This window comes from Streptomyces sp. NPDC053076, assembly GCF_044546845.1.
Taxonomy (GTDB): domain Bacteria; phylum Actinomycetota; class Actinomycetes; order Streptomycetales; family Streptomycetaceae; genus Streptomyces.
In genome coordinates this window covers 898,377-909,091 of the sequence record NZ_JBITZL010000003.1, presented here as the reverse complement: position 1 = coordinate 909,091, position 10,715 = coordinate 898,377, and the positions used below count along the sequence as shown (strand labels likewise).

Annotated in this window: 11 protein-coding genes; 7 read left to right on the top strand and 4 right to left on the bottom strand. The window is 68.6% G+C overall.

Going from position 1 to position 10,715, the window contains the following annotated elements; all coding sequences use genetic code 11:
• Together ACIGYR_RS17490 and ACIGYR_RS17485 are read right to left on the bottom strand one after the other, a co-directional pair.
• Positions 1–1,351: RICIN domain-containing protein (locus ACIGYR_RS17490; protein ID WP_400014246.1), on the bottom strand; the 1,351-nt coding region annotated here is incomplete at its 3' end.
• Positions 1,352–1,418: 67 nt separating this feature from the next.
• Positions 1,419–2,150, bottom strand: a complete 732-nt coding sequence (locus ACIGYR_RS17485) for a hypothetical protein (protein ID WP_399609020.1) — start codon at positions 2,148–2,150, stop codon at positions 1,419–1,421.
• A gap of 403 nt (positions 2,151–2,553) precedes the next feature.
• Here ACIGYR_RS17485 and ACIGYR_RS17480 point away from each other — a divergent pair, with 403 nt between their 5' ends.
• Together ACIGYR_RS17480 and ACIGYR_RS17475 are read left to right on the top strand one after the other, a co-directional pair.
• Positions 2,554–3,645: a hypothetical protein gene (locus tag ACIGYR_RS17480; protein ID WP_399609019.1), complete on the top strand. Its 1,092-nt coding sequence runs from the start codon at positions 2,554–2,556 to the stop codon at positions 3,643–3,645.
• A 40-nt stretch (positions 3,646–3,685) separates the two neighbouring features.
• The gene (locus ACIGYR_RS17475; protein ID WP_399609018.1) at positions 3,686–4,252 is read left to right on the top strand and encodes a hypothetical protein; all 567 of its coding nucleotides are present in this window, start codon (positions 3,686–3,688) and stop codon (positions 4,250–4,252) included.
• A 51-nt stretch (positions 4,253–4,303) separates the two neighbouring features.
• Here ACIGYR_RS17475 and ACIGYR_RS17470 read toward each other — a convergent pair whose 3' ends face one another.
• The gene (locus ACIGYR_RS17470; protein ID WP_399609016.1) at positions 4,304–5,836 is read right to left on the bottom strand and encodes an RICIN domain-containing protein; all 1,533 of its coding nucleotides are present in this window, start codon (positions 5,834–5,836) and stop codon (positions 4,304–4,306) included.
• A 374-nt stretch (positions 5,837–6,210) separates the two neighbouring features.
• The gene (locus ACIGYR_RS17465; RefSeq protein WP_399609014.1) at positions 6,211–6,486 is read right to left on the bottom strand and encodes a hypothetical protein; all 276 of its coding nucleotides are present in this window, start codon (positions 6,484–6,486) and stop codon (positions 6,211–6,213) included.
• Positions 6,487–6,556: 70 nt separating this feature from the next.
• On the opposite strand from ACIGYR_RS17465, the gene ACIGYR_RS17460 reads away from it, so the two are divergent.
• From ACIGYR_RS17460 to ACIGYR_RS17440, 5 genes are all read left to right on the top strand, one after another.
• Positions 6,557–6,703: a hypothetical protein gene (locus tag ACIGYR_RS17460; protein WP_399609013.1), complete on the top strand. Its 147-nt coding sequence runs from the start codon at positions 6,557–6,559 to the stop codon at positions 6,701–6,703.
• Between the two features lie 178 nt (positions 6,704–6,881).
• Positions 6,882–7,217 carry a hypothetical protein gene (locus ACIGYR_RS17455; protein ID WP_399609011.1) on the top strand — a complete coding sequence of 112 codons (336 nt, stop codon included), beginning with the start codon at positions 6,882–6,884 and terminating at the stop codon, positions 7,215–7,217.
• Positions 7,218–7,931: 714 nt separating this feature from the next.
• Positions 7,932–8,132, top strand: coding sequence for an alpha/beta hydrolase (locus tag ACIGYR_RS17450; RefSeq protein ID WP_399609009.1), 201 nt, complete (start codon positions 7,932–7,934; stop codon positions 8,130–8,132).
• A gap of 43 nt (positions 8,133–8,175) precedes the next feature.
• Positions 8,176–9,321 (top strand): hypothetical protein, encoded by a 1,146-nt coding sequence (locus ACIGYR_RS17445; protein ID WP_399609008.1) that lies wholly within the window; start codon positions 8,176–8,178, stop codon positions 9,319–9,321.
• Positions 9,318–10,487 carry a hypothetical protein gene (locus ACIGYR_RS17440; protein ID WP_399609006.1) on the top strand — a complete coding sequence of 390 codons (1,170 nt, stop codon included), beginning with the start codon at positions 9,318–9,320 and terminating at the stop codon, positions 10,485–10,487. The genes ACIGYR_RS17445 and ACIGYR_RS17440 overlap by 4 nt, the downstream gene beginning before the upstream one ends.
• The last annotated feature ends 228 nt before the right edge of the window (positions 10,488–10,715 follow it).

Here is a 10,715-nt window from a genome sequence, read left to right as displayed (position 1 = left end):
CCGGTTCCGCGGCGAGTGGTGCGAACTTCCCGTCCTCGTCCTGGAGTGAGATCCAGACGCCGTCGTCGTGGAAGCCGACGATGTCCGTGCGGCCGTCACCGGTCGTGTCGGTGACGAAGCGGGGATGCTTGTCGGCAAGCCAGCCACCCGCCTTCTCGTTGTGGCCGAATGCCCGGAGAGCCGGTTCCGCGGCGAGTGGTGCGAACTTCCCTTCCTCGTCCTGGAGTGAGATCCAGACGCCGTCGTCGTGGAAGCCGACGATGTCCGTGCGGCCGTCACCGGTCGTGTCGGTGACGAAGCGGGGATGCTTGTCGGCAACCCACCCGCCGGCCGGCTGCCCGTGGCCGAACGCCTTGATGACCGGCTCGCCACCCGCGGGTGCGAAGCTCCCGTTTTCATCTTGCAGGAACACTCGGACACCGTCGGCGGCGAGTGTGACGGCGTCGGGCTTGCCGTTGCCCGTTGTGTCCGCGAGAGTCCACAGATCTTTGGAACTCGGAGAGGGCACGGGTGGGTGCAGGACGCGCTCGTCGTCCTTGAAGGTGCCGTCGCCCTGGCTGGCGGCCGTCACAGGCCCCTTCCCGGGTTTGAGCCCGACAATGTCTACTCGGCCTCCTCCGGTGGTGTCGGCGAGGAACCGGTCACCGAGCCCGGCCCACCGGCCCGGTTGCCCGCCGGTTGAGCTGCTGGCTCCGACGCTCTGCCACGCGTCGGCGTCCTGGTCGCTTCCGAACCGCTTGACGACCAGCAGCATGTCGCTGAAGGAGGGTGTGGCGTCGGGTGCCGGCCGCAGTGCGGCCGAGCGGGCCAGTCGCCAGGACTGGCGGCTGTTCCAGTGGCTCAGTGGTGCCCAGTGCAGGACGGGGTCGCTCGTGCGCTCGGGGGCGGCCGGGACGAGCCGCCAGTGCTGGCTTGCCGCGCTGTCGTCGTACTCGCGCAGGACGACCCGGATCTCGTCCGCTGCGGGGTCGGCGAGATCGAGAACGGCGCCGTCGGTGGCGTCTTCGATGAAGTAGAGGCCGGCTTCGCCCTCCACGGGGACGACGCGCCACTGCTGGGCCTTCTTGCCGGCGGCGGCATCCCATTGGCGGATGCCGCGGTCTGCGGCGGCGGGGTTGTCGAGGACCTTGCTGCAGAGCGCGTTGCGGATCACATAGGCCTGTTCGTCTTGTGTTTGTCCGCCTTGCGCTTGCACGGGGGTGAGCTGCCATTGCTCCGGGTCCGGGCCACCGTCAGGGAAGTCGCGCACGACCAGTGCCCCGTCCGTTCCCGGCGTGGACTTGGCGCCGAGGATCTTCCGCGTGGCCGCGTTGACGATCTGAAGTTTCAGTTCTTGCGTGGGCACGGGCATCGTGGTGCCTCTTCCAGGCGGTGCGGGCGTGGGCTGGGGACAGGTGTGGTGGGGAGGCGGCCGCGGGTCACGTGAAGACGTGGTGGTAGGGGACGCTCCACTCGTTGGGCAGCCGCGGGTAGAACGTGTTGATGACCGTCCCGGTGAAGTCCCCGCCCCAGTTGTAGGTCACGCGCACCTCGCTGTCGGCTGCCACCGCGTGGTCCTTGAACCCGAGGATGGTGTCCGGGTGGGTGATCGGCACAAAGGTGATCCCGCCCCACGGCGTCAGCGTGACGACCCAGAGCTGAGTGTCCTCCGGCGCGCCGTTCTTCCCGCGCCACAGGTCACCGACCTTGTCGGGCAGGCCCACCTGGACGGTGTCGGCCGTGGTGCCCGTGGTGCCCGTGGGGGCGTCCTGGTGGACAGTGATCCGCCGGCGCTGCGGCCTGGGCACGCCGTCGTCGCCGCGCCCGGCATCGGCCTGGCCGGCGCCGGCGGGCTTGGGTGTCACCTGGCCCGCAGCGCTCTCGATGAAGTACAGCGGCCGCTGCCCGAAGAAGCCTGCCGGGGTGATGTACCAGAGGTGGCCCTGCGCCTCCTGGGTGAGCGTGTCGAGCTTGATGGACAGCTGGACCCCCTTGTCGTGGACGCTGTCCTTCAGGTCGGCAGGCCGCAGGAAGCCGCCGTTGAAGGCGTGGACGAGCATCACTGGCCGGTTCTCGACGAGCGCGGCCACGATCGCGTTGTCGTAGCTGTTCACCGCCACCGGGCCGCCGACCACCAGGTTCGACATCGTCGTGCGTTCTTGGGTGTACATCGCGGAACCTCACCTGTTTCGACGTGGAGAACAATAGGCCAGCCACAAGGGCAGCGTTTTTCCGCACGGCATTACCGCCGCATTCATCCGACCCGCATCGACGTAGTCCCGACATTCAAGGGACGACCGAAACCGACGCCTCCCCCGCCAAGCGGGCACCAGCACACCATGCGTACACGGAAATTCGCGAAGGAATCGATCGAGCGACTGACAGCGCCTCAACTTACCGTAATCGGCGGCGAGTTGGGAGCGGTCGGCGATTCATTTTCACTCGATTGAGCGCGATGCCCGAAGATACCTTCCCAGAAAATCAGGCCTCTGATAGTTTCGAATTTCGGAAAGCGCGCGGATATCTGCTCCATTCCATCGAGCGCGTTTCGGACAGATCAGTCGAGGACGGGGAATGCCTTCCACTGCATACAACCTGGAACGGTTCAAGCGTCATCCGCTGACGAAAACGAACCTGCAGGAACTCAACATCGACCTGCAGGCCCTCCTGAACCACCCCAACCTGGTCTACACCGACAACAACGGCGTGCAGCACAAGCCTGTCGGCGTCTCCATCAACAAGGCAAGGTCCTCCAACGCTTTCCCGGGCTCTGCGTTCGATCTGGGCTGGCTCGCCTACATGAACCTCGGGGAGCCGCTGATCGAGGAGCGGGGTGACATCACTCCGCCCCGGCCCGACACGTTCTCTTCGCGCGTCTACGTGAACCGCAGCCAGAAAAACTCAATGACCTTCACCGACTCGGTCGAATTCACTGTGTCGAACGGGGTCACGTGGTCGCTTCACGGGGACGCCAAGCTCACCTTCGGCGGCAGCATCGGCGCGCAGCTGCAGTTGCAGTTGCAGAACCAGCTCAAGATGGATCTCCAGGCGCAGTTCGGGACGCAGATGCGGAACGACATGGCGAACAAGAACGCCAACACGGTGACCAACAAGAACAGCAAGGACAGTGTCGGGGTCGACAACGCCAATGGCACGGAAACGGCCACGACGAACTCGACGGGGAACTCGACTTCGAATTCGGTGACGGACTCGGTGGCGTTCACGACCCAGGGCAGTGCCTCCGGCAGCGCGTCGCTCAACGCGCAGCTGGCGCTGGGCCTCGCGGCCACCGTCGGCGGTTCCCTGACGACCAGCTGGACCTCGAAATCGCAGATCGGCGGCACGGTTCCGGCAGACTCCCGCGTGGAGACCATGGCCACGCAGCGGCGCGTCCACAGGCATTACGAGTACGAGATCCCGGTGACCTTCGCCGGGTACCTCGCGGTGCAGTACGCCGTATCGGTTCCGGTCCTCTCTCCCCCGCAGCCCGGGAGTCCCGGGCTCGCCCAGGTGGTCGCCCACGACATCGCCAACATCAACCTGGCCGGCGGCGGATTCCGGATGAAGGGGCGGATGGAGGTCGTCTCCGCCCTGGACGTCCATCACACGATGTTCGAAGAAGAGGGCCTGGTCTACAGCCAGCGAGCCCTGTACAAGGGCCCTTGACCGGGCGGCGACACCACCACCGCCACGACGACGAGAGGCCATGACCATGGTGTTCGACAACATTTTCGGTTTCGCGAAAGGCAGCGCGGCGCTCTTCTCGGTGAAGCCCGGCACCGCGCAGTCGCAGCCGGCTGCGGACGTCGACTTCGAGGACGTCACGCAGGACGCGTACGACGACAGGAGCACGGACCTGTTCGTCAATGGGATCCACGGGGCTTCCTGCCGGGCGAAAGTCGTCCGGGAGCAGTCCCCCGAAGCGCGGGTCATCATGGGCATCCTCGGCTCCTTCATCCAGACCACCCGGGATTCGGCCCACACGCAGAGCCAATCGGCGCATGCCGGCACGGTCTCCGGCACAGCGTCCGCCGGCATGGCCAAGGCGAGCGAAACGATGAAGAAGGAGGAGGGGCTGCAAAAGAACGGGGGCCTCCGCAGCAACCCGGACAGGGCGGCATACGCCAAGGCCCCCGAGGCGCCGAAGACACCCAAGGCCGCAGAGCCCCCCAAGCCGCCTCCAGCGGCCGCCGAGACCCCGCAGAGGCTGGGGGAGACCAAGACGACCGGGACGACCGGGACGACCACCGAGGAAACATCCGGTTCCCAGTAGCGTCCAGGTGGTGAGGGGGCAGGGGCATGACCGCCCCTGCCCCCTCGGGCGTCATACCGGGATCAGCTGCCACTGGCGGTCCCGGGGGTCGCCCTGCGCCTCCTGCTGCGTGAGCACCGTGCGGGCGTTGGTGTCGACCCGCAGCAGCAGACCGCTGTTGCGGTTCGCGATCTCATACACGCGCGGGGAATCGGTCACCGGACCCACCGGGATCAGCCGCCACTGCTGGTGGTGCGCGTCAGCACCCTCGTAGGCGCGCTGTGCCACCACCGCCCCCTTGGTCTCCTGCGCTCCCACGACCTCAAGGACCTTGCCGCTGCGCACATTCTCGATCCGGTACAGGACGTTGCCGTTGTCCTGGCCCGCCGCCACCAGCCGCCAGCGCTGATGCTCCCTGGGGACGGCGAGGGTCTGGTGCACCTCGGCCCCGTCCATGGTCGACTCACGCACCACCGCCATCCGCAACCTGCTGCGGACGTTGGCCCAGGAGACCACCGTGCCCGAATCGGGCAGCCCCGCCAACTTCGCCGAGCTGACTTTTCGGACCCGGTTGTTGCTGTAGTCGGTGATGTAGAGGGTGTCGACGCAGTCCACGGCGAGCCCGTGCGGGGAGCTCAGCTTGGCCGAAGCGGCCGACTCGCCGTCACCACCGAAGGCCCCGGTACCCGTGCCGGCGAGCGTGCTGATCGTTCCGTCAGCCGCGACCTTCCTGATCCGGTGGTTGTTGGTGTCGGCGATGTGGAGGGTGTCGGTGCTGTCCACCGCCACTGCCATGGGCGAGTACAGCGGTGCGGAGGCAGCCTGGACGCCGTCACGGACATAGGTCGCGGCGCCCGTGCCAGCGACCGTGCGGATTTTCCCATCGGCCTTAGCGACCTTCCGGACCCGCTGGTTGTTGACGTCGGCGATATAGAAGTTGCCCGCACTGTCCACCGCCACGGCGCTTGGGTTCTTCAGCTGGGCGGCGGTGGCGAGGGCACCGTCAGGGGCCAAGCCAGGAGCGCCCGTCCCGGCAACCGTGCTGATCTTGCCATCAGCCGTGACCTTCCTGATCCGGTGGTTGCCGTGGTCGGCGATGTAGACATCGCCCGCGCTGTCCACCGCGACATCGTGCGGCGTTGACAGATGGGTAGCGGTGGCCAGGACACCGTCACCGCCATTGGCCCCGGTGCCCGTCCCGGCGAACGTATGGATCTTCCCATCGGCCATCGTGATCTTCCGGATCCGATGGTTGCCGCTATCGGCGATGTAAAGATCGCCCGCGTTGTCCAAAGCAATCCCGCGCGGGTAGCTCAGCGGGGCCGAGACGGCCGAGACACCCTCTGCCCCACGTCCCGCGCTTCCCGTCCCCGCGACCGTACTGATCTTCCCGTCAGTCGTGACCTTCCGGACCCGATGGCCGCCGTACTCAGAGATGTACAGGGTCCCGTCGCGGTCCACCGCGCCCCCGTACGGACCGCTCAACTGAGTCGAAAGGGCCAGCTCCTTGCCCTCCTTGGGCACCCCTGGGGTAGCTGTTCCCGCAACCGTGCTGATCAGGCGAGCAGCATGCTCACCATCTGCAGTTCCCGTGTCAGTGCTCATCTTCGTCCCTTCACCCATTCACGCGACCGCCGACCTGATGGTGACGTCGAGAGCGGACAAACAGAACGAAAAGCAGGACGCCGGATCACACCCTTGTCTTGAAACGGAGCGTTTACCCATCTGCGGCCTGTGAGGCGCCTCCTGCACAAGGCGAACCACGCCACCACACACGACCGAAAAGTCAGCCACCCCCCACAGGGGAACGATCAGGTGCGGCGTTGACGAAGCCCGGATCCGCTGTCGCTGTTGCGTCGCGGTATGCGGCGGCGGAATCGGCTGGAGGGCCGCCACGGCGTGGCGGTCCTCCAGCCGGTCCCCCTGCCCTCCCGACGCTCACGCCCGGCGAACCCAGCGCATCCGATACTGCCGCCGCGTTACCACTTCATCGCGAGGGCGGCCTGGTCCGGGCAGAGGGGACCGCCGAAGTGACCACGGCCGGCAGGCCCGGGCCAGCGGGCGGCCTGCTGCTTGCCGGGGCCCAGGGCCTCGGCAGCCAGTGTGGTGGCGTCGGTCGTCGATAGTTCCGCCAGCGACCGGGTCGGCACGGTCCTCGGGTCCACGCCCAGGCCGCGCAGAGCATCGCGGACCGCGGGCAGTCCGTAGGGGCGGGCCGCCATGAGGATTTTCGCCTCGGGCCGTTGACGTCGCACGTGCGAGATGAAGGAGCGCAGCCCCGCGGCCTACTCCTGGGCATCGTCGATCACCACGAGAAGATCGCCCATGGCAGGCAGCAGCTCGAATGCCTCCGGCGGGGCGTCTCCCGAGGGCCACCCGGACGGTGACCGGCGTGTCCTGCTCCAGACGACGACACACAGCCTTCAGCAGGCGGCTCTTGCCGGCGCCGGCCGCGCCGGTCAGCAGGCCTAGCACCAACGCGCGTTCAGGCGCCGTTCGCGGACTGTGGAAGGTGGGCATGTGTAACGGCGTTCACCTCCACGTGGCGAGCGGCCACTCGGCCTGCTACGGCCCCTCCCACCCACGCGACCTGGTGTGACGCCCCGCCGAACGTGACATCGGCACGCGGGCGCTTACCGACCGGGACACCGTGACCGGCGCCGTCCCGTTCGCGAAGGCAGCCACCACTGCCGGGATCCAGCCCGTCTTCGGCGTCGCCGCCGCACCCCGCCGAGCGCCGCGCTCCACCGTCCGCCCCCCTCGTACGCCGGCGCGCGGTGGCGCGCACGTGGTGGAGCCGCCGCTGCGGGTCACACTGCTCGCGCGGACCGCCGCGGGGTGGGCGCGGCTGTGCCGTCTGGTGTCCCGCGCACGCGGGCGCCGCGGGACGGGCCGCCGGTGGTGTCCTGGGAGACGCTCGGGCAGTACGCCGACGAGGAGCTGCTGGTCATGTTGGGGCCGGTGTTGTGCGATCCGTTCAGCCTAGGTTTTGACCCGACCAAGCACACCGATCAACGTAGGGATTCATCGAGCCGCAGGGCCTGGTCTCCGATCGGCTGAACATCGCTCCCGCAGGACGCGACCGCTCGTACGCGCTACTCCTGGACCGAGCCAGCTCGGAGGCTTTCGCGAGACGACGTGACGTGCGGGATCATGCTGCGCCACGGAATGACCGCCAAGGTGGCCGCCAGGGTCACAGCCCCTGCGGTCAGCGCCGTCTCCGTGAGGCCGTCGACAAATGCGGCCGGGGACGGTGGTAGTACGGCGGTGGGCAGGGACGGCCTGGAGAAGACGGAACTCATCCCCGTTCCCGCCCTGGCCGCGCCTTCCGCCGTCAGCGCTGTGCTGCCTGCCCGATGGACGGCAGGCACGGTCTGCTTCCCAGGTCGCAGGAGCAGTGGGAGCACGCCGAGGGGCTGCTGTCGTGGGTGGAGTCCGCGGCCGTGTACGGGGATGACAAGTACGACGCGGCCTCGCGGAAAGTCGGCACCGGCCAGTTCCTCCGCGTCCATCTCGATGCCGACGCTTCGCAATCTGGGAGCAGATCACCGGCGTCGCCGGGCTCGCCACCGCGGTCTGACCACAGCCCGGAACCGGGCTCCACCACGCCACGACGTGCCATCAGCACCTACCCACCCAACAACGTGACAGCGCCGTCTGCGGGGATGCCGCCTGCCTGCGACTTTCAACGCTTCACGGCGTGTTATACCCGGCGCCCCGGAGAGACCCCGTACGAGGGAGCCGCGGGCACGGCGGAACAACTGGGCGGCAAGACCACGGTGAAGCCGACGTCATGGGCCAGGATCACGGCCCGTACAACCACCCCAGCTGCGTTGCGCCCGCCGCAGACGACTACCTGCTGAACGGCAAGATCCCCATGTTCGGGGCGGCCTGCTCCTGAGTGATGACGGTGGATACACTCCTGCGCCGGAGGGGATCACGGGGTGAGTGAGATAGAAGAGGCGCCCGCGGAGCCTGGTTGGCTGCGCCGGGCGTTGTCGCACAGCAGGCGCGGCCCGTTGCTGCTGATATCCGCGCTGGTGCTCGTGCTTGCGGGTACCGGGCTCGGTACGTGGGCGGCGGACACGTGGCCGTGGCCGAAGGACCGCTACTGCTGGGGCGCCTGGGAAGAGGACAGCGGTCCGGGCTTCCTCGGCGACGAGGCCTTCGGCGAAGATGACGACGGGTCACGCACCGGCAGGGAGACGGCACCTACCCGCGAGCGTCCGACCGGCAGCTGCGAGGTCGCCATCGCCAGCGACTACAAGAGCAGTTACGACGGCGACAAGGTCACCACCGACCAGAAGGTGTCCGTCGAGTACGGCCCGGTCCCCAAGGCCGCGGAGGCCCGGCTCGCGATGGTCCAGGACGGTTTCCTGGGCGGTGACATGGTCCCGCTCCCGGACGGCCTGCCGGGCACGGTGAACGGGCGCGGTGGTCTGCTGGTGCTCCCGAAGTCCTGCGATACGCAGGACGGCCGGCCGACCGTCGTCACCATGCACGCGTCCGGCACGTACGCCAGCGGCCCCTCGTACACCAAGAACGATCCGGCCGACCTGGGCGGCGCCCGGCAGGCGGCGGTGCTGCTCGTCGCGGCGGCCAACCGAGGTATGGCGGCGGCCGGTTGCGCGCCGCACGAGCCACTGCGGGTCAGCTCGCCACTCTACGACCTGCCGGGCAAGCAGGAGCGCGTCTTCAGCACCTCTGACGACGTTTGCGGCATCCGCGGCCTGCGCCTGGACACGGAGGACATCGAGTACCAGATCGGCGCGGTCACCCGCGACCTGCAGACGTGCAGTGTCCGTGGCGATCGCGACGGCGTGCCATACCTGGACCTGGCGATGGTCGCGCAGCCCCGGCTGGCCGCGGTGTTCGACGGCATCGCGGGCGAGCGGCCCGCGGCCCGTGGCTGGCGCGGCTCGGGCACCCTGGGCAAGGAGCACGCGATCGTACAGGCCGACTGCGCCGGCCGGCCCGTCATCTTCTTGATGGGCGTCTCCACCGACCCCGGTCACCTCGCCGTCTTCGCCAACGCGGTCGCGGCCCGCCTGGGCTGCGCCCCCATCGCCCCCAAGGGAGCCGGCCGGTGAGCAGCACTGCGGACGAGCCGAACCGATACGAGCAGCCCCTGGCCGCCGAGCGGGAACTGCTCAGCGAACGGCGCCTGCGCCGGTGGCACTGGCGCAGGCTGCTGCGCGGCCGGGTCCGGCCGCTGCTGGCCGCGGGTCTCGCCGGGATGTTGCTCGGCGCCGGGGGCATGGCCTGGCAGACGCAGGCCGGGCCGTTCGCGCCGGACGAGGTGTGCTGGGGCGCCCTGTCCCGCGACGACCTCGCCGCAACCTTCCGCAAGCCGGAGGACGTGAAGGCGGTCGAGGCTCCCGTGCTGCACGGTGGGCGATCCATGGACGGCCCCACCGGCAGTTGCCAGTTGACGAACAGCGACGGCGACGCATGGGCGCTCACCGCCCGGGTGCACCGGCTGGACGACCGCAATGGCGACGACGGCAAGTGGGCCGACGAGTTCCTCTCCGCCCGTCTCACCCCGCTCGGCGGCGGCCTGCTGGGCATGGCCTCGGACAACCGCGCCTGGCTCGCCATCCCGGACGGCTGCCTGGGGCGCCCCGGCGACTTCGACGGGCCGACCGTCGTGGACATCGCCCAGGGCAGCTGGATCACCGACATGGAGCCGCGTACCAAGGAGCGGGACGGGATGGCCCGCATGGTCGTGAAGCTCGCCAACAAGGTCAGCGCGGACCTGGGCTGCACCGGCACGATCGCCGATCCGGTCGACCGCCTGCCGAAGGCCGCCCGCTACACCCGCACAGAGAAGCCGAACGCGCTCTGCGGCATCAAAGGGCTGACCCTAGGCAAGAAGCGCCAGCTGCACCAGTACCCCATGATCACCGACGGGCACGGCCCGGTGCGCACCTGCGACCGGGACATCACCGGCTCACAGCCGAAGCAGCGCCTGATGACCGTCGAGGACCCGAGGCTGGCCGGGATCTTCACAAGAGTGGCGCTCTACGAGGGCGATCGGGTGCGCTCCGCCGCCGGCTACGGCGGCCTCAGCCCAAACATCGGCATCTTCCAGGCCCGTTGCCAGGCGGGCAAGACGGTATTCGTCGTACAGGCCAATGGGGACGGGGCGAGCGCGGACCTGCGCACCCTCTTCCCCCGCTATGTCGAGGCCGAGGCCGCCCGCCTCGGCTGCGGCCCGCTGAAGCTGAAACTGCCACGGCCGGGCGAGGGTCGCTGACTCCCGCCCGGCCGCCGTGCCGTAAGTCGCCGCAGATCCCGCCGATTAACACACCGTTAAGCGTTGGAAGTTCCACGCCTGCCCGATTCGCGACCTTGTTTCGGCCGAAACAAGGTAGCCCAACTTCGGCCCCCGAACGGACCTTGGGGGTCGGCACCTACGTCACGAACATGCCGTACGTGCCTGAACAACCCGCTGATATGTGTCAGGCACTGGCCCCTTGGGCCA

Excerpts from the sequence above, each read along its gene's own strand:
- ACIGYR_RS17485 (WP_399609020.1), bottom strand. The coding sequence starts at position 2,150 with ATGTACACCCAAGAACGCACGACGATGTCGAACCTGGTGGTCGGCGGC.
- ACIGYR_RS17480 (WP_399609019.1), top strand. The coding sequence starts at position 2,554 with ATGCCTTCCACTGCATACAACCTGGAACGGTTCAAGCGTCATCCGCTG.
- ACIGYR_RS17475 (WP_399609018.1), top strand. The coding sequence starts at position 3,686 with ATGACCATGGTGTTCGACAACATTTTCGGTTTCGCGAAAGGCAGCGCG.
- ACIGYR_RS17470 (WP_399609016.1), bottom strand. The coding sequence starts at position 5,836 with ATGAGCACTGACACGGGAACTGCAGATGGTGAGCATGCTGCTCGCCTG.
- ACIGYR_RS17460 (WP_399609013.1), top strand. The coding sequence starts at position 6,557 with ATGGCAGGCAGCAGCTCGAATGCCTCCGGCGGGGCGTCTCCCGAGGGC.